At 60.3% G+C, this 17,856-nt stretch carries 15 protein-coding genes and 1 pseudogene; 8 read left to right on the forward strand and 8 right to left on the reverse strand.

Annotated elements, in window-relative coordinates; all coding sequences use genetic code 11:
* Positions 1-717 (reverse strand): MFS transporter (locus QZ522_RS06310; RefSeq protein WP_294608790.1); only part of this gene is annotated, 717 nt, incomplete at its 3' end.
* 117 nt (positions 718-834) lie between these two features.
* Between QZ522_RS06310 and QZ522_RS06315 the strand changes: the two genes are divergently transcribed.
* From QZ522_RS06315 to QZ522_RS06325, 3 genes are all read left to right on the forward strand, one after another.
* Entirely contained in the window at positions 835-1,794 is a 960-nt protein-coding gene (locus QZ522_RS06315) for a KpsF/GutQ family sugar-phosphate isomerase (protein WP_294608792.1), read from the forward strand.
* A 199-nt stretch (positions 1,795-1,993) separates the two neighbouring features.
* Positions 1,994-2,950 (forward strand): homocysteine S-methyltransferase family protein, encoded by a 957-nt coding sequence (locus QZ522_RS06320; protein WP_294608794.1) that lies wholly within the window; start codon positions 1,994-1,996, stop codon positions 2,948-2,950.
* 180 nt (positions 2,951-3,130) lie between these two features.
* Positions 3,131-3,583 carry an STAS/SEC14 domain-containing protein gene (locus QZ522_RS06325; protein ID WP_294608795.1) on the forward strand — a complete coding sequence of 151 codons (453 nt, stop codon included), beginning with the start codon at positions 3,131-3,133 and terminating at the stop codon, positions 3,581-3,583.
* Between the two features lie 97 nt (positions 3,584-3,680).
* Here QZ522_RS06325 and QZ522_RS06330 read toward each other — a convergent pair whose 3' ends face one another.
* Positions 3,681-3,935 carry a DUF167 domain-containing protein gene (locus QZ522_RS06330; protein ID WP_294608796.1) on the reverse strand — a complete coding sequence of 85 codons (255 nt, stop codon included), beginning with the start codon at positions 3,933-3,935 and terminating at the stop codon, positions 3,681-3,683.
* 113 nt (positions 3,936-4,048) lie between these two features.
* Between QZ522_RS06330 and QZ522_RS06335 the strand changes: the two genes are divergently transcribed.
* Positions 4,049-4,627: a nitroreductase family protein gene (locus tag QZ522_RS06335; protein ID WP_294608798.1), complete on the forward strand. Its 579-nt coding sequence runs from the start codon at positions 4,049-4,051 to the stop codon at positions 4,625-4,627.
* On the forward strand, positions 4,624-5,334 hold the full coding sequence (locus QZ522_RS06340) for an EI24 domain-containing protein (protein ID WP_294608800.1): 711 nt from the start codon (positions 4,624-4,626) through the stop codon (positions 5,332-5,334). The genes QZ522_RS06335 and QZ522_RS06340 overlap by 4 nt, the downstream gene beginning before the upstream one ends.
* On the opposite strand, the gene QZ522_RS06345 is transcribed toward QZ522_RS06340, so the two are convergent.
* Together QZ522_RS06345 and mce are read right to left on the reverse strand one after the other, a co-directional pair.
* Positions 5,297-5,584, reverse strand: a complete 288-nt coding sequence (locus tag QZ522_RS06345) for a DUF1467 family protein (RefSeq protein WP_294608801.1) — start codon at positions 5,582-5,584, stop codon at positions 5,297-5,299. The two genes, QZ522_RS06340 and QZ522_RS06345, sit on opposite strands and share 38 nt — an antisense overlap.
* A complete protein-coding gene (gene mce / locus QZ522_RS06350) occupies positions 5,584-5,988 on the reverse strand; it encodes a methylmalonyl-CoA epimerase (RefSeq protein ID WP_085827576.1) in 405 nt (134 codons plus the stop codon). Before mce ends, QZ522_RS06345 begins: the two co-directional genes overlap by 1 nt.
* Before the next feature lie 148 nt (positions 5,989-6,136).
* Between mce and QZ522_RS06355 the strand changes: the two are divergent.
* Positions 6,137-6,837 (forward strand): annotated as a pseudogene (locus tag QZ522_RS06355) (response regulator).
* Between the two features lie 17 nt (positions 6,838-6,854).
* Here the strand turns inward: QZ522_RS06355 and QZ522_RS06360 are convergent.
* Together QZ522_RS06360 and aspS are read right to left on the reverse strand one after the other, a co-directional pair.
* Entirely contained in the window at positions 6,855-7,571 is a 717-nt protein-coding gene (locus tag QZ522_RS06360; protein WP_294608805.1) for a GNAT family protein, read from the reverse strand.
* Positions 7,572-7,659: 88 nt separating this feature from the next.
* Positions 7,660-9,435 (reverse strand): aspartate--tRNA ligase, encoded by a 1,776-nt coding sequence (gene aspS, locus QZ522_RS06365; protein ID WP_294608807.1) that lies wholly within the window; start codon positions 9,433-9,435, stop codon positions 7,660-7,662.
* A gap of 248 nt (positions 9,436-9,683) precedes the next feature.
* On the opposite strand from aspS, the gene QZ522_RS06370 reads away from it, so the two are divergent.
* Positions 9,684-10,922 carry a cyclopropane-fatty-acyl-phospholipid synthase family protein gene (locus QZ522_RS06370; protein ID WP_294608809.1) on the forward strand — a complete coding sequence of 413 codons (1,239 nt, stop codon included), beginning with the start codon at positions 9,684-9,686 and terminating at the stop codon, positions 10,920-10,922.
* Between the two features lie 15 nt (positions 10,923-10,937).
* Here QZ522_RS06370 and QZ522_RS06375 read toward each other — a convergent pair whose 3' ends face one another.
* Positions 10,938-12,062, reverse strand: coding sequence for an aminodeoxychorismate synthase component I (locus tag QZ522_RS06375; protein ID WP_294608811.1), 1,125 nt, complete (start codon positions 12,060-12,062; stop codon positions 10,938-10,940).
* A 357-nt stretch (positions 12,063-12,419) separates the two neighbouring features.
* Between QZ522_RS06375 and carB the strand changes: the two genes are divergently transcribed.
* Positions 12,420-15,731 (forward strand): carbamoyl-phosphate synthase large subunit, encoded by a 3,312-nt coding sequence (gene carB, locus QZ522_RS06380; RefSeq protein ID WP_294608813.1) that lies wholly within the window; start codon positions 12,420-12,422, stop codon positions 15,729-15,731.
* Positions 15,732-16,170: 439 nt separating this feature from the next.
* On the opposite strand, the gene QZ522_RS06385 is transcribed toward carB, so the two are convergent.
* On the reverse strand, positions 16,171-17,856 hold the full coding sequence (locus QZ522_RS06385; protein WP_294608815.1) for an ABC transporter ATP-binding protein: 1,686 nt from the start codon (positions 17,854-17,856) through the stop codon (positions 16,171-16,173).

Here is a 17,856-nt window from a genome sequence, read left to right on the forward strand (position 1 = left end):
GACTTGCGGCATCGACATTGCATCGCAGCACCCGACCCCCGCCAGCCCGAGCATCAGCATCAGGGTGCGCGGCGCTATGCCTGCGGCGCCCGCCCGCGCACTTGAGAGGGTGTCGGCATGCACCCGCGCCGCCAGCGGCACCCGGCGACGCAGGAGCAGGGCAAGCGGGATCACAGTCACAATCGTCACCACCGCCAGCACCAGATAGACCGCGCGCCAGCCCTGATTGGCCAGGATCCCTGCAAGGATCACCGGCCAGATCGCACCCGACAGGTAATTGCCGCTTGCGGTGATCGCCACGGCGATGCCGCGGCGGCGCACGAACCAGAGCGACACATCGGCGATGAGCGGGCCAAAGCTTGCTGCGGTGCCAAATCCGATCAGGATTTGCAGCCCGGCCAGAACCACCACTGAGGGGCTGATCGCCGCCAGGCCGGTGGCGGTCGCGATAAGCATTGCCGCGCCACACAAGGCGGTCGAGATGCCAAAGCGGTCGACGATCCGTCCAATGCCGAAATTTCCGATAGCAAAGCCCACCATGGTCATCGTGTAGGGCAGCGATGCCGCCGCTCGATCGACCCCAAATTCAACCTGCATCGCGGGCATCACCACGATGATCGACCACATGCCGACATTGCCCACCATGGCAATCAGCAGCGACACGGCAAGACGTGTCCAGGCATAGCGGCTATCGAGGATCTGAATATCGGCGTTCATGGGCGCGACGTTAAAGTGGGTCGCACAGTCTGACCAGCCGCAAAATGCGTCGCCCGCGGCGAGGGCTTGGCCTTGGGTCCGGGGCGCTGTATCAACCCGCCAAAGAGGAGTCCTGCCATGACTGCAAGCCAAACGCCGACCCAGATTGCCCGAGAGGTCCTTCGGATCGAGGCAGAGGCGTTGAACACGCTGCGCGACGGGCTGCCGGAACGCTTTGACCAGGTGATCACCGAGCTGTTGCAGGTGCGTGGCCGCGTCATCGTGTCGGGCATGGGCAAGTCGGGGCATATTGCCGCCAAGATCGCCGCGACCATGGCCAGCACCGGCACGCCGGCGCAATATGTACATCCCGGCGAGGCGAGCCATGGCGACCTTGGCATGATCACCGCTCAGGACGCGGTGATCCTTATTTCCAATTCCGGCGAGACCCGCGAGCTCGCCGATATCATTGCCCATACCCGGCGCTTTGCGATCCCCCTGGTGGCTATCACCAAGAAAGCCGACAGCACCCTGGCGCAGCAGGCCGACCACCTGCTTGAGTTGCCCGATGCCCCCGAGGCTTGTGCGATTGGCATGGCGCCGACCACAAGCACGACCTGCACGCTGGCGCTTGGCGATGCCCTGGCGGTGGCCATGATGCGGATGCGCGGGTTTGAGCGCGAGAATTTCCTGGCCTTTCATCCCGGTGGCACGCTTGGGGCGCAATTGCTTAAGGTGTCGTCGGTCATGCACAGGGGCGACGCCCTGCCGGTCGTCGCGACCGGGACGGGGATGGGCGAAACCCTGCTTGAGATGACAGCCAAGGGGTTTGGTGTGGCGGCACTGGTCGAGAATGGCAAGCTTAAAGGGGTGATCACGGATGGCGATTTGCGGCGCAATCTGGATCAGCTGATGAGCCGCACAGCCGGCGAGATTGCCACCTATAATCCGCGCAGCATTTCACCCGATGCCCTGCTGTCAGAGGCGCTTGGCGTGATGAATGCCCATAAGATCAGCGCGCTTTTCGCGGTGGATGATAAAGGTCAGTTGCAGGGCCTGGTGCATATCCATGACGCTCTGCGCGCGGGTGTGGCCTAAGCTTAAGCCGGAACACGGTTCTTGCCAGTGCACATGGCTGGTGCGCAAAACAAAGCGGCCATCCACAGGCCCTGAGCCGCCGATATTGAGGACATTTCCCGCCAATCCGCCATGACACATATCCTGGACGTCAGGCCTGATTTGACTGAATTCGGGCCTGAGCCTAGCATATTGATCATAGCTAAGGGAGGGACAGACTATGGCAAAATCCATTTTTCCACCTCAAGGCAATGGCCGCCTTTATTTAACCGAAGGTGGGGTCGAAACAGAGATCATGTACAAGGACGGGTTCGAACTACCGCAGTTTGCGATGTTTCCTCTTCTGGATGACCCTGCGGCGCTGGAGGCCATGAAAGGCATCTGGAGGCGGATGTTGGCCGTCGCCGCCGAAACAGGGTTCTGCGTTGTCATGAACGGGCTTGATTACCGCGCAAGCCCCGATTGGGGTGACCTTCTTGGCTACTCGAAAGAGGGTCTGGCCACGATGCAGCACCGAAGCATTGATTTTCTGCGTGACCTTGCCCGCGAATATGAGGCGCATATCGAAAAGATATATATTTCAGGAACGATCGGTCCGCGCGGTGACGCCTATTCGTTAAACCGTGAAATCACGGCCGATGAGGCTGAAGAGTATCATTCGGTTCAACTGGAAACCCTCAAACAGGCTCAGGTCGATATGGCCTGGGCAATGACATTCAACAATGTTCCCGAAGCGGTCGGCCTGGCCCGAGCCGCAAAATCGGCGGGATTGCCGCTTGCAATGGGCCTGACACTGGACAGCACCTGCAAGTTGAAATCGGGGCCGACCCTTAGCGAGGCTATTACCGAAATCGACAGGCAGACTGACGCGGGTCCGGATTTTTTTGCCTGTAATTGCTCGCATCCTATGGAATTCGAACCGGCCCTGGATGGGGGTGCGTGGCAAGGTCGTCTAAGATGTATCCGCCCCAATGCCTCGGCGATGGAAAAGATCGCACTGTGCAAGCTTGGGCATCTCGAGGATGGCGATCCGCAAGAGTTGGGCGAACAAATGGCTGATGTTGCAAGGCGCCTTCCGCATATGGATATTTTCGGCGGTTGCTGTGGAACGGACGAGCGCCATTTACGCGAGATTGCCCAACATGTACGCGACGTCCGACAAATGGCTGACGTGTAGCGTAAGAGGCCGGTTTCACGATTGCACTTCTCGCTGCCGAGCGGATGAAACGGCACTTGCGATATATCAATTCTGCACCATGTCGCGACTGATACCCTTGGACTGAACAATCCGTGCCCGAGACAGGTTCCCACTGAAAGAGAGCTTTTTAATACGGGCCGCATTCGACGGGAGAGCAAGGTGACAAACGCGGCGCAAAATTTCGAGATTCTGGATGGATATGCTGCTGACGTATTGGCGGTCTCCGCGCATGGCACGCTGACCAGACAAGATTATGAAACCGTATTGATACCGAAATTTGAAGAAATGGTCCGGCAGGAGGGCAAGGTGAAACTCCTCTGCGTGTTTGGCGACGACTTTTCCGGATACTCCACTGGTGCCGCCTGGGACGACACCAAGTTCGGTTTCCTGCATATGCGCGAGATGGCCGGTGTGGCGGTTGTGACTGATAATGTCTGGCTACGCCTGGGAGTCAAAACCTTTGCACCACTTATTAGTTGCCCGGTCGCGCTATTTCACATGAACGAGTTGGAAGATGCCCAAAAGTGGATCAGCGAATGGGAACACGAGCCGGAGAATGGTCCCGGCGTTTCGGTCGAGCACAAGCTGCCGACGCTGGAGGACAAAGCATAACGCCTCTTCCCGTAAAACTATCATCGGTCATCCTTGGCTGAATTGCACGAAGAAACGGCGCGTTTAGACCTGCGCCATCATGCAATGGAAACCTTATCTACTCTACCTCGAACACCTTGTCGCGAGAGGTTTGCCCGCGGATAAGGCGCAGGCGCGTCTTGGGCAGGCCAAGCGCCTTGGCCAACAGCTTTTGCACGGCGGCATTGGCCTTGCCGTCCTCGGGAACGGTGGTGACATAAACCCGGAGATGATCCGCCTCGGCCGTTATGCGGTTGCGCGACGCCTTGGGTGTCACGCGCAGGGCGATCTGGGTGCCGGTGCTGGCAAGGTGACTTAGATCGGGGATATCCATGGCCTTGATTACCCGCTGGCGTCACGCGTTCCAAGCGGTTTTAAAGGCCCTGCCCCTTGACCCCGGTGCCCGGCTTGCCGACATGTAAGCCACAATCAAGTTGAAAGGTTGCCATGCCAAGCCCGAACCCAGTCGCCCTTGAATTTCTGCAAAGCCGCCGCTCGCGTCCTGCCAAGACGCTTGTTCTGCCGGTGCCGGGGCGCGCCGAGTTGCGCCCGCTTCTGAGCGCTGCCGCCCGAAGCCCGGATCACGGCAAACTGGAACCCTGGCGCTTTGTCGTGCTGGAGCGCGGCGCGCTGTTGCGGATCGCGGGGCTGATTGAGGGTGTCGGCGCACGGCTTGGCAAATCACCCGAGGATATCGCCAAGGCGCGGGGTCAGTTCGACATGGCGCATCTGGCGGTGGCCGTGATCGAAGTGCAAAAGCCATCCGAGAAGGTTCCCGCCATCGAACAGACCTATTCGGCGGGCTGTGTGTGTCTTGGGCTTTTGAACGCAGCACTGGCGGCGGGCTGGGGCGCCAATTGGCTAAGCGGATGGGCCAGCCATGACCGGGGCTTTGCCGAGGCCGCCCTGGGGCTTGCCCCGTCCGAGCGGATCGCCGGTTTCATCCATATCGGCACCGAGGCAAGCGTGCCGCCAGAGCGGCCGCGCCCGGATCTGGACCAGATCACGACCTGGGTTTCGGCATGATATTCACGAGCTTTTTCAAAGCCCTGTCACAGATTGGCGACCGCCGCTTCCAACGTGTCCTGCTCATCGGTGTCGGGCTGACGCTGGCGCTATTGGTCGCCGCCTATGCGCTGTTTCTGGGGCTGATCCAGGTCCTTGTCGGGGACACGAGCACACTGCCTTTTATAGGCGAGGTGACTTGGCTTAACGATCTTCTGGGTTGGAGCAGCTTTTTGCTTATGATGGTGCTGTCGGCGTTCCTGATGGTGCCGGTCGCCTCGGCCATCACCTCGATGTTTCTTGATGAGGTCGCGCAGGCGGTCGAGGATCGCCATTACAGCGGGCTTGGCGCAGCGCGCAAAGTGCCACTTGGCGAGGCGTTTCGCGATACGGTGAATTTTCTTGGCGTCCTGATCGGGGCCAACCTGGTGGCACTGATCGCCTATGTGATCTTCACGCCCTTCGCGCTTTTCATTTTCTGGGGGCTGAACGGGTATTTGCTTGGGATGGAATATTTCCAACTCGCCGCAATGCGTCGGATCGGGCGTGCCCGCGCCAGGGAAATGCGGCGCAAGAACCGGCTTACGATCTGGGCGGCGGGCACACTTATGGCGATGCCGCTATCGCTTCCGCTGGTAAACTTGGTGATCCCGATCCTGGGCGCGGCGACCTTTACCCATATCTATCACGCTATTGCGGCGCGCTCTGGTCCTGCCCCATCCGGTTAAACATATCGAGATCGCGCACGGTGATGGCACCCGACAGGATCGTACCGCCGATAATTGCCCAGAGCACGACACTGACCCCGGTGGTGATCCAGGCCTTTTTGCGCAGGTGGTGATGTTCGGGTGATCCGGCATGGGTGCCGGGCACGACCTCGTTGAGGTCGCCCTGAGTTTGAATGCGAATCGGGATCACGACCAGAAATGTCATGAACCAGATCACCGCGAAAAGAACGATGCCCGAGGTGATTCCCATCAGACCTGCTCCAACTCGACAAGGCAGCCGTTGAAATCCTTGGGGTGCAGGAACAGCACCGGCTTGCCATGGGCGCCAATCTTGGGCTCGCCCGTACCAAGAACCCGAGCGCCAGTTTTCAACAGCTGATCGCGGGCGGCGAGGATGTCATCAACCTCGTAACAGATATGGTGAATCCCTCCGGCCGGGTTCTTTTCCAGAAACCCGTTGATCGGGCTGTTTTCACCCAATGGATAAAGCAATTCGATCTTTGTATTGGGCAATTCGATAAAGATAACCGTGACCCCGTGGTCAGGTTCATCCTGCGGCGCCCCCACCTTGGCGCCCAGCGCCGTGCGGTATTGCTCGGCAGCGGCGGTCAGATCCGGCACGGCAATGGCAACGTGATTGAGGCGTCCGATCATGGCTGGTTCCTTTCATCTGGTCTGGGGGTGTTATGGGGGCGCGAAGGTCCGCTGACAAGCGACAGGGGGACGCAACCCGCGCATTAACGCCGGATTCACCATCCCTACGTAATCCTGTGCGGACCCGGTTCAACAAAGGATCAGCCCGATGAGTGATCTCGACAGCCTTGCGCCACAGCGCACACCCACCAGCAGCCGCCCGCTTTTGGGGATGACGGTTCTCGCCGTAGAAGACAGCCGCTATGCCAGCGAAGCGCTGCGCCTGATGTGCCTGCGCAGCGGGGCGCGGATCAGGCGGGCGGATTGCCTGCGCTCGGCGCGCCGACATCTTCGGGTTTATCGCCCCTCGGTGGCGATCATTGATCTTGGACTTCCTGATGGATCCGGGGCCGAGCTTATCAAAGAGCTGGATCGCGCCGCACCGCGCGTCGGCGTGATTCTTGGCACAAGTGGTGACGCCAGGACCGAACATGGCGTGCTCGGGGCCGGGCGGATGGTTTCCTGCTCAAGCCGATAACCAGCCTGGGCACATTTCAGCAAAAGATCCTGTGTCATATTCCGGCCGACCGCCGCCCGAACGGCCCCTATGGGATCACCACCGAAAGGATAAACCCGGACCCGCTGGCGTACCGCGATGATCTAGAACATGTGCTCAACCTTCTGGATGGCGGGCATGACGCGCCGGTGCAGGCCTATATCGCGCAGTTTCTCGAAGGCGTGGCACAATCGGCCGGGGACAGTGCCCTCGCGGCGGCGGCAAGGCGGCTTGGCGGCACGGCGGGGACGGATGCCGTGGCGCCGATCGTCGGGCTGATTGAAAAGCGCCTTCAAAACCGGCTGGCGATCTAAGGCATAGGCGCCCTGCCCTAATCCTGCTCGGGATCACCGGCAGCGCGTACTAGGCGGGTCAGGCTGCTCAGGCTTTCGCGTTGCTGGCCCTGTGCATCGAAATTCGACGGCGCCAGCCAGATTTGAAAGGCCTCGTCGAGGGCGGGCCACTCGGCATCAATCGCGGCGAACCAGGCGGTGTCGCGATTGCGGCCCTTGACCACGGTGGCCTGACGGAAAATACCCTCGTAGCTCAGACCAAGGCGTTGTGCCGCACGTCGCGACGGCATGTTGAGCGCGTCGCATTTCCATTCATAGCGCCGATACCCCGCCTCAAACGCCCATTTCATCATCAGATACATTGCCTCGGTCGCCGCGCGGGTGCGTTGCAGCGAGGGCGACAGATTGATGTGCCCAACCTCGATGCTGCCCGATTGCGGGGTGATCCGAAGATAGCTGGCGACGCCACCCAACTGGCCGGTTTCCAGATTGGTGATGGCGTAAAACAGCGGGTCCTGCCCAACCGCAACCTGACGCGCCCAGCGGTGATATTGCGCCGCGGATGAAAACGGACCATAGGGAAGGTAATCCCAGATCGCATCACTGGCGCTATTGGCGCGGTGCAGATCAGAGGCGTGGCGGTCGGCGTCAAGCCGCTCGAGCGCCGCATATCGCCCGACAAGCGGCACGCCTTCGGGAACGGGCGGTTCCTTCCAATCGGGCAGCTTCGGGCCAAGGGAACGTTCTTGAAGCATAAAAAGCCTTTTACATAAATCCTCTGGCGCAAGCATGTACCCATGCCGCGCCAAAGGAAAGCCCCCGTTTTACCGCGTAACTGACGGCTTAGTCCTGCGGGATGACCCGCAGGCCAAGCTCCATCAGCTGATCGCTTGTCGGATCAGAGGGCGCGTCCATCATCAGGTCTTCGGCGCGCTGGTTCATCGGGAACATGATCACTTCGCGGATGTTGGCGGTTTCGGCCAGCAACATCACGATCCGGTCAATCCCGGCCGCACAGCCTCCGTGGGGCGGCGCGCCGTATTGAAAGGCGTTGACCATGCCGCCAAAGCGCTTGCGCACCTCGGCCTCGTCATACCCCGCCAGTTCGAAGGCCTTGATCATGGTATCAAGCTTGTGGTTCCGGATCGCACCGGAAATAAGCTCGTACCCGTTACAGCTCAGGTCATACTGATAGCCCAGCACTTCAAGCGGATTGCCGTTGAGCGCCTCGCGCCCGCCCTGGGGCATCGAGAACGGGTTGTGGCTAAAGTCGATCTTGCCGGTTTCCTCATCGGCCTCGTACATCGGGAAATCGACGATCCAGGCAAAGGCAAACCGGTTCTGATCAGTCAGGCCAAGCTCGTCGCCGATGACGGTGCGCGCCTTGCCCGCAACCCGCTCAAAGACCGTCGGCTTGCCACCAAGGAAAAACGCCGCGTCGCCCTTGCCAAGGCCAAGTTGCAGGCGGATCGCCTCGGTGCGCTCGGGGCCGATGTTCTTGGCGAGCGGGCCCGCGGCCTCGACACCGTTTTCCCCCTCGCGCCAGAAGATATAGCCCATGCCGGGCAGGCCCTCTTTCTGCGCGAAGGAGTTCATCCGGTCACAGAATTTGCGGCTGCCGCCGGTGGGGGCGGGAATGGCGCGGATTTCGGTACCTTCCTGTTCCAGCAGCTTGGCGAAGATCGCAAAGCCCGAGCCGCGGAAATGCTCACTGACATCCTGCATCTTGATCGGGTTGCGCAGGTCGGGCTTGTCAGTGCCATACCAGAGTGCGGCGTCACGATACGAGATATGCGGCCAATGGGCATCGACCGCCGCGCCCTTGCCGAATTCCTCGAAAATGCCCTGTATGACCGGCTGGATCGTGTCGAACACATCCTGTTGTTCGACAAAGGACATTTCAAGGTCAAGCTGATAGAAATCGGTCGGCGAGCGGTCGGCACGCGGATCTTCGTCACGGAAACAGGGCGCGATCTGGAAATACTTGTCAAAACCGCTGACCATGATCAGCTGTTTGAACTGCTGCGGTGCCTGCGGCAGGGCATAGAACTTGCCGGGATGCTGGCGCGAAGGCACCAGAAAATCACGCGCACCTTCGGGCGACGATGCTGTGATGATCGGGGTCTGGTATTCGCGAAAGCCCTTGTCCCACATGCGGCGGCGCATCGAGGCCACGACATCCGACCGCAGCGTCATGTTGGTCTGCATCGCCTCGCGGCGCAGGTCGAGGTAACGATACCGCAGGCGGGTTTCCTCGGGGTATTCCTGATCGCCGAACACCATCAGCGGCAGTTCGCCCGAGGCCCCGAGAACCTCAAGGTCGCGAATGAACACCTCGATCTCGCCGGTGGGGATCTTGGCATTGATCAGGCTGTCGTCGCGCGCCTTCACCGATCCGTCGATTCGAATGCAATATTCGCTGCGCAGCTTTTCCACCTGCGCGAAAACCGGGCTGTCGGGATCACACAAAAGCTGCGTCACGCCATAGTGATCGCGCAAATCAATGAAGAGAACCCCGCCATGATCGCGGATGCGATGCACCCAACCGGAAAGGCGAACGGCGTCGCCCACGTTGGATTTGGTCAGGTCGGCGCAAGTATGGCTGCGATATGCGTGCATGGCGTCCTCTCTCGGGCCCCTTTGGGGCAACTTTCATGGTCCGGGCCGATACACCTTGGCGGGGCGGCAAAGTCAAGGGGCGGCTGAGGCAACCCCCTGCGCCACCCGCTAAAAACGTTTACAGATGGGCCTTTTTGCGGGAAAATATTCGTTATCGAGCAATTAGCCCGCATCAATGCGGCATCAGGACACGGGTTTAACATCACCGCAGGAAGGCGCCTTGTCGCGCGCAAGATGAGGGGTGAAACATGTGGATCATGGCTCTGGACAGGTTGCTGGCGCATCTGATGAAGCGTGGCAGACTACGTGTGACCTTTCCCGATGGCAGCACACGAAGCTATGGCGATGGTCAGGGCGGGCCGGATGTGGGGCTGACGCTGGATGATCCAAGCCTGCCGCGCAAGATCGTGCTCTCGCCGGATATGGCCGTGGGCGAGGGGTACATGGATGGCCGCCTGACAATTGAGGACGATGATCTTTACGGGTTCCTCAGCCTGGCGATCAGCAATATCGCGGCCCAGGGCCAGCCCTGGTTTCGTCGCCCACTTGAGGGGCTGAAATCGCTCATGCAACGGATAGATCAGTTCAACCCGGTGGCGCGCGCGCAGGCCAATGTGGCGCATCACTATGATCTCTCGGGCGAGCTTTACGATCTGTTCCTTGATGCGGACCGGCAATATTCCTGTGCCTATTTCCGCAGCCCCGACATGACGCTTGAGGACGCACAAGAGGCCAAGAAGCACCATATCGCAGGCAAGCTCCTGATCGAGCCGGGAATGCGGGTGCTTGATGTCGGCTGTGGCTGGGGCGGGATGGGCCTGACGCTGGCGCGCGATTACGGGGCGCATGTCACCGGCGTCACCCTGTCGCGCGAACAGCACGCCATGGCCAATGCCCGCGCCGAGGCCGCAGGTCTTGCCGATAAGGTGACCTTCAAGCTGATGGATTACCGCCATGTCACGGGACAGTTCGATCGCATCGTTTCGGTCGGCATGTTCGAGCATGTTGGCCAGCCCCATTACAACGCCTATTTCGATACGATCCACCGGCTGCTTGCCCCCAAGGGCGTTGCTCTTGTTCACACCATCGGGCGCGCCGGACCGCCAGGGGCAACAAGCCCCTGGATCACGAAATATATCTTTCCCGGCGGGTATTGCCCCGCCATGTCCGAAACGCTGGCCGCGATTGAACGCAACAACCTGGTAACCGCCGATGTCGAGGTCTGGCGGATGCATTACGCCCAAACGCTGCGCCATTGGCATGATCGTTTCATGGCCAATATCGACAAGGTGCGCGCGCTTTATGATGACCGGTTCTGTCGGATGTGGCGCTATTACCTGATTGCCAGCGAGCTGACCTTTCGACTTAACGACCAGGTCGTGTTCCAGTTCCAGCTATCGCCGGATCAACTGGCCGTGCCGCTGACGCGCGATTACCTTTATCACCCCACTGATACCGATATGGGGCACCGTCAGGTCGCCGAATAACCAGAGGCGGGGCGATCAGGCAAAGGCCGGGGTAAGCGCGCGGGCAAACCGGGCCTTCCAGAGCGCCTCTTCGTATTCGCCGGTCGCGGTGCTGTCATAGACCACGCCGCCACCCACGTTCAGCATGGCCTCGCCGCTCTCGACCATCAGCGTGCGAATGGCGACATTGAATTCGGCACGCCCGTCCGGGGCGGCCCAGCCCACGGACCCGCAATAGATCTCGCGCGGAGCCTGCTCCAGATCAGCCAGAATTTCCATCGCGCGCAGTTTCGGCGCACCGGTGATCGACCCACAGGGAAACAGCGCCGTGAATATGTCCGACAGCCCGGTGTCGGGCTTCATCTGCGCGGTGATAAGCGAGGTCATCTGATGCACGGTCTCAAAGCTTTCGACCGAGAAAAGTTCGGGGACAGTTACCGTGCCGGGCATGCTGACGCGCGAGATGTCATTGCGCAACAGATCGACGATCATGAGGTTCTCGGCGCGGTTCTTGGAATCGCTTTGCAGGAAAAAGCGGCGGCGGGCATCCTCGGTCGGGTCCGCACTTCGGGGCTGCGTGCCCTTCATCGGGCGGGTTTCGATCCGCCCGTCGGCATGGGTGCGAAAGAAAAGCTCGGGCGAGCGGCACAGGATCGCGGGGCCGGTGTCGTCCTCGACCAGCGCGCCATGGCGCACCGGCTGAACCGATTGCAGGGCGCCATAAAGCGCGCCCGCCCCGCCGGTCGCCGACATGCGAATGGGAAAGGTCAGGTTGGCCTGATATATATCGCCCGCGCAGATATAGTCGTGCACCACTTGAAAGGCACGGGCATAACGCGCAGCGTCCCAACCGGGGCGCAAATCGCCAAGCCCGGCCTTGCCCGCGGGCAATACCCCGGCGACCGACGGCGCGCCGTAAACCCCGAATTGCAGCAATGGCAGGCGGCGGTCGCTCGGCAGCAGTGGCAAAAGGCGCGGCTCAAGCGCAAAGCCAAGCTCGTAACTGGCATAGCCCGCAAGCCAGAACCCCTCTGCCCGCGCGGCATCAAGCGCGGCAAGTGCGGCCGGCACCTCGGCCGGGTCATTGGCCACGATCCGACGCTCCGCCTGCGCGAACTGACAGGCGCCGCCCATAGGCCCATGATCGAAACGAATCTGCACTCTGCGCATCCCCTGGCTGGTGCTGGGGTATTTAGGCCCCCCGAGGTCAAAACACACCCTCAAAAGCGTCGGTTTGCCTTGGTTTTGCGGTCAGCGCCACGCTTGACAAGATCGCCTTTTGCAAGGAACGCGGGTCACAAGGCCATTTTCAGGAGTGTATCATACCGGCTGGCCATTGTTCGCTGACATTTTCGGATGCCGGGCACCAGCCCGCCGTGAAAACCCGAGCATCCCCGGGGATTCGCCTATACAGGGCGTATCAGCCCTTGCACCCCGCCGGATCATGGATATAACCCGCACCAATTTGCGCGCGCAGGCAGGCCACTGCCTGCTCCCATTTAGCTGCCCGGGGGCCCCATGCCAAAAAGAACCGATATCTCGTCCATCATGATCATCGGAGCGGGGCCTATCATCATCGGTCAGGCCTGCGAATTCGACTACTCCGGCGCACAGGCCTGCAAGGCCCTGCGCGAAGAAGGATACCGCGTTATCCTCGTCAACTCGAACCCGGCCACGATCATGACCGACCCCGAATTGGCCGATGCCACCTATATCGAGCCGATCACCCCCGAGACCATCGCCAAGATCATCGAGAAAGAGCGCCCAGATGCCTTGCTGCCGACGATGGGCGGACAGACCGGGTTGAACACCGCACTGGCCGTGGCCGACATGGGCGTGCTTGAGAAATTCGGTGTCGAACTTATCGGCGCCAACCGCGAAGCCATCGAAATGGCCGAGGACCGCAAGCTTTTCCGCGAGGCGATGGACCGGCTTGGCATCGAGAACCCCAAGGCGACGATTGCCAACACCATCGAAGAATGCATGGCCGCGATTGAATATGTTGGCCTGCCCGCGATCATCCGTCCCGCCTTTACCCTTGGCGGCACCGGCGGCGGCGTGGCCTATAACCGCGACGATTACGAGCATTTCTGCAAGACCGGACTTGATGCCTCGCCCGTCAACCAGATCCTGATCGACGAGTCGCTTCTTGGCTGGAAAGAGTTCGAGATGGAGGTCGTGCGCGACAAGGCGGACAATGCCATCATCGTCTGTGCCATCGAAAACGTCGATCCGATGGGCGTGCATACCGGCGATTCGATCACCGTGGCGCCTGCCCTGACACTGACCGACAAGGAATATCAGATCATGCGCAACGGTTCTATTGCCGTGCTGCGCGAGATCGGGGTCGAAACCGGCGGGTCCAACGTGCAATGGGCCGTAAACCCCGCCGATGGCCGGATGGTCGTAATCGAAATGAACCCACGGGTTTCGCGGTCTTCCGCGCTGGCGTCAAAGGCGACGGGTTTTCCGATTGCCAAGATCGCCGCGAAGCTGGCCGTCGGCTATACTCTGGACGAGCTCGACAATGACATCACCAAGGTAACACCCGCGAGCTTTGAGCCGACGATCGACTATGTCGTCACCAAGATCCCGCGCTTTGCCTTTGAGAAATTCGCCGGCGCCAAGCCGCATCTGACCACCGCGATGAAATCGGTGGGCGAAGCGATGGCGATTGGCCGCACGATCCACGAAAGCCTGCAAAAGGCGCTGGCCAGCATGGAAACCGGGCTTACCGGGTTCGACGAGGTGGTGATCGAGGGGGCGACAGACGCAACTTCTGGCAAGGCTGCCGTGATCAAGGCGATCAGCCAGGCCACCCCCGACCGGATGCGCACGATTGCGCAGGCGATGCGCCACGGTCTTACCGATGACGAGATCAACGCCGCTACCGCGTTTGATCCGTGGTTCCTGGCCCGGATCCGCGAAATCGTCGAGGCCGAAGAACAGATTCGCCGCGATGGCCTGCCGGTCACCGAGGACGGATTGCGCGCCCTCAAGATGCTTGGTTTCACCGATGCCCGCCTTGCCATTCTGACGGGTCGCGATGAAGGTCAGGTGCGCCGTGCGCGCCAAAATCTCGGGGTGCGGGCCGTGTTCAAGCGGATCGACACCTGCGCCGCCGAATTCGAGGCCCAGACCCCTTATATGTATTCCACCTACGAATCGCCGATGATGGACGAGGTGGAATGTGAATCGCGCCCGACCGACCGCAAGAAGGTCGTCATTCTGGGCGGTGGCCCGAACCGGATCGGTCAGGGAATCGAGTTTGATTACTGCTGCTGCCATGCCTGTTTCGCCCTGACCAAGGCCGGGTATGAAACGATCATGATCAACTGTAACCCCGAAACGGTTTCGACCGATTACGACACCTCGGACCGGTTGTATTTCGAGCCGCTGACATTCGAGCATGTCATGGAAATCCTGAGCACCGAACAACAAAACGGCAGCCTGCATGGCGTGATCGTTCAGTTCGGCGGCCAAACCCCGCTCAAGCTTGCCCGCGCGCTTGAGGCCGAAGGCATTCCGATCCTCGGCACCACGCCGGACGCGATTGACCTTGCCGAAGATCGCGAGCGTTTTCAGGATCTTGTCAACAAGCTTGGCCTGAAACAGCCGCATAACGGGATTGCGAGCACCGACGAACAGGCGCTTGCGATTGCCGAGGATATCGGCTTTCCGCTGGTGATCCGCCCCTCTTATGTCCTGGGTGGCCGTGCGATGGAGATCGTGCGCGACATGGCCCATCTGGAACGCTACATCGCCGAGGCGGTGGTGGTCTCGGGCGACAGCCCGGTGTTGCTTGACAGCTATCTGTCGGGCGCGATCGAATGCGATGTGGACGCGCTTTGCGACGGGGAAACCGTGCATGTGGCCGGCATCATGCAGCATATCGAAGAGGCCGGCGTGCACTCGGGCGACAGTGCCTGTTCGCTGCCGCCTTATTCGCTGAGCGACGAAGTGATAGCACGAATCAAAGTACAGACCGAGGCGCTTGCTCTGGCGCTGAACGTGGTCGGCCTGATGAACGTGCAATTTGCCGTCAAGGGCGACGATATCTACCTGATCGAGGTAAACCCGCGTGCAAGCCGCACGGTGCCCTTCGTGGCCAAGGCCACCGACAGCGCGATTGCGTCGATTGCGGCACGGCTTATGGCCGGTGAGAAAATGGCGGCCTTCCCGAACCGTGGCCCCTATCCCAAGGACACCAAGCCCGGCACCCTGCCGATGGCCGACCAGATGACGCTGGCCGATCCCAACATGCCGTGGTTCTCGGTGAAAGAGGCGGTTCTGCCCTTCGCGCGGTTCCCCGGTGTGGATACGATCCTTGGCCCCGAGATGCGTTCGACCGGCGAGGTGATGGGATGGGATGTGTCCTTCCCGCGCGCCTTCCTCAAGGCTCAGATGGGTGCCGGTGTGGACCTGCCCGACAGCGGCAATGTGTTCATCTCGATCAAGGACACCGACAAGACGCCGCAAGTGATCGAGGCCGCCCGCGTGCTGGTCGATCTTGGCTTTGGCCTCGTTGCGACACGCGGCACAGCTGCCTTCCTGCAAGAGCAGGACATCAGCTGCGAGGTGGTCAACAAGGTCTACGAAGGTCGCCCCAATATCGTCGACATGCTGAAAGACGGGGAAATCGCGCTTGTGATGAACACCACCGAAGGGACGCAAGCGGTCGAAGACAGCCGCGAAATCCGCTCGGTCGCGCTTTATGACAAGATTCCCTACTTCACCACCGCCGCCGGGTCACACGCCGCCGCATTGGCGATCAAGGCCCGCCAGGAAGGCGAATTAAAAGTGATGCCGTTGCAAGGCAGCAACAGCTGATTTTTCGGCGCGGGCCGACAAGGGCCTGCGCCGCGTCAATTCTGTCGTTTTTCGATCTCGTTTCGGCGACTCTGGGCGCCATGCGTCATGCGCCTAGCCGTGTTGCGCAAACTGCATGAATTTTATCCACTTTACCCATTGCGTGATGTGAAATTTCGCATATGTGCTGGTCACAGACGAAACATAGACTTTGATCGCAACACCAAGGATGGAGGCCAAACATGACCCGTGATGAACTGAACCGCGAATTGCGTATGCATAGTGCCACCTGGCCTGCCGTGCTGATCGTCTATGGAATGATCGTCGGCACCATGGCCCTGTCGGCAATGGCGATCCTCTGATCGCGCGACACGCGCTTTTCAAAACCTGTTGAAATGCGAAATGGCGGTGGGTTTCCCCATCCGCCATTTCACTTTTTGCGCGCCACGGGGCGCCTGGCCTAGGTGGTGCTGATCTTTTTGTCGTTTGGATCAATCCGGGCCGCCGCCGCATCACCGACATTGTCAATGCCGCGCTCTTCAAGCAGCGTGGTAAGCCAGTTCGGGTCCATCTCGGGGACCGAACTAAGCAGCAGGTCGGTATAGGGATGGTGGGGCGGCGTGAACATGTCGTCCTTGGGCCCCTGTTCGACCACCTTGCCGTGCTGCATCACCACCACCTCATCCGCGATGGAGCGGACCGTGGCCAAATCGTGGGTGATGAACATATAGGCCAGGTTAAGCTCGTCCTGAAGCCGGTCAAGCAGGCGCAGGATACCCTCGGCCACCAGCTGATCGAGCGCCGAGGTGACCTCGTCGCAGACGATAAAGCTGGGCTCGGCCGCAAGCGCACGGGCAATACCGATCCTCTGTTTCTGCCCACCGGAAAGTTCGGGCGGATAGCGGTTGTAATACTGCGATGGCTCAAGCTCGATCAGGTCAAGCAATTCATCCACCCGGTTCTTGAGCTTGGCACCCTTAAGACCCGAATAGAAGGCCGCCGGCCGACCGATAATTTCCGAAATCCGCACCTTGGGATTTAGCGCCGTATCGGCCATCTGATAGATCATCTGACACTGGCGGAGCTGATCCTTGGTCCGGTCACGGTAATCCGGCGGGAACGGCTCGCCCCGAAACAGGATTTGGCCCTTGGAGGGCGGCAAAAGCCCGGTGATACAACGCGCCGTGGTCGACTTGCCCGACCCGGATTCGCCGACGACCGCAACTGTCATGCCCTCGTAGATATCAAAGCTGACATCATCCAGAACCTTGTCGCCGCCGGTATAGGAGGCATCAACATGCTGCACCGAAATCAGCGGAACACCATCCTTGGGGCGGTACTTCTGCGGGCTTTCAAAGCTGCGCACGGCCCAGAGGGATTTGGTGTATTCCTCTTGCGGGTTGTCCAGCATCTCTTTGGTCGAGGCCTCTTCGACCTCTTCGCCCTTGAGCAGCACCTTGATCGTGTCGGCCATTTGCGCCACCACCGCCAAGTCGTGGGTAATATAGATCGCGGCGGTGTTGTATTCCTCGACGATATCCCGGATCGCGGCCAAAACCTCGATCTGAGTGGTCACATCAAGCGCCGTGGTCGGCTCGTCAAAGATGATCAGGTCGGGGCGACAGGACATTGCCATCGCCGTCATTGCGCGCTGCAACTGTCCGCCAGAGACCTGATGAGGATAGCGAAAGCCGATCTCATGAGGGTTCGGCAGCCGCAGCTTTTCATAAAGCTCCATCGCATCCTCTTGCGCCTCGACCCGCTTTTTAAGGCGGTATTGCAGGGGCGCTTCGGTATGCTGGTCGATGATCTTGTGGGCCGGGTTGAACGAGGCCGCCGCCGATTGCGCCACATAGGCGATCCGAGAGCCGCGCAATGCGCGCCGCTCGGATTCGGACGCGGTGGTAAGCTCCATCCCGTCGAACTCGATCGAACCGTTCGAGATCCGCGTGCCATCGCGCGCATAGCCCATACAGGCCGCCCCGATCGTCGATTTCCCGGCACCGGACTCACCGATAAGGCCCATGACCTCGCCGCGGTGCAGGGTCAGGTCGACCCCCTTGATGATATCGACCCAGCTTTCATCGGAGTAGCCCTGGATTTTCAGGTCCCTGATTTTCAGAAGAACGTCTTTTTTCTTTATCAT

The sequence above is a fragment of the uncultured Roseovarius sp. genome (assembly GCF_913054395.1).
Classification (GTDB): Bacteria; Pseudomonadota; Alphaproteobacteria; order Rhodobacterales; family Rhodobacteraceae; genus Roseovarius.

What these genes read in the sequence shown, in the direction of transcription:
- QZ522_RS06315 (WP_294608792.1), top strand. Translation starts at nt 835, where the DNA reads ATGACTGCAAGCCAAACGCCGACCCAGATTGCCCGAGAGGTCCTTCGG.
- QZ522_RS06320 (WP_294608794.1), top strand. Translation starts at nt 1,994, where the DNA reads ATGGCAAAATCCATTTTTCCACCTCAAGGCAATGGCCGCCTTTATTTA.
- QZ522_RS06330 (WP_294608796.1), bottom strand. Translation starts at nt 3,935, where the DNA reads ATGGATATCCCCGATCTAAGTCACCTTGCCAGCACCGGCACCCAGATC.
- QZ522_RS06335 (WP_294608798.1), top strand. Translation starts at nt 4,049, where the DNA reads ATGCCAAGCCCGAACCCAGTCGCCCTTGAATTTCTGCAAAGCCGCCGC.
- QZ522_RS06340 (WP_294608800.1), top strand. Translation starts at nt 4,624, where the DNA reads ATGATATTCACGAGCTTTTTCAAAGCCCTGTCACAGATTGGCGACCGC.
- QZ522_RS06345 (WP_294608801.1), bottom strand. Translation starts at nt 5,584, where the DNA reads ATGGGAATCACCTCGGGCATCGTTCTTTTCGCGGTGATCTGGTTCATG.
- mce (WP_085827576.1), bottom strand. Translation starts at nt 5,988, where the DNA reads ATGATCGGACGCCTCAATCACGTTGCCATTGCCGTGCCGGATCTGACC.
- QZ522_RS06360 (WP_294608805.1), bottom strand. Translation starts at nt 7,571, where the DNA reads ATGCTTCAAGAACGTTCCCTTGGCCCGAAGCTGCCCGATTGGAAGGAA.
- aspS (WP_294608807.1), bottom strand. Translation starts at nt 9,435, where the DNA reads ATGCACGCATATCGCAGCCATACTTGCGCCGACCTGACCAAATCCAAC.
- QZ522_RS06370 (WP_294608809.1), top strand. Translation starts at nt 9,684, where the DNA reads ATGTGGATCATGGCTCTGGACAGGTTGCTGGCGCATCTGATGAAGCGT.
- carB (WP_294608813.1), top strand. Translation starts at nt 12,420, where the DNA reads ATGCCAAAAAGAACCGATATCTCGTCCATCATGATCATCGGAGCGGGG.
- QZ522_RS06385 (WP_294608815.1), bottom strand. Translation starts at nt 17,856, where the DNA reads ATGATAAAGAAAAAAGACGTTCTTCTGAAAATCAGGGACCTGAAAATC.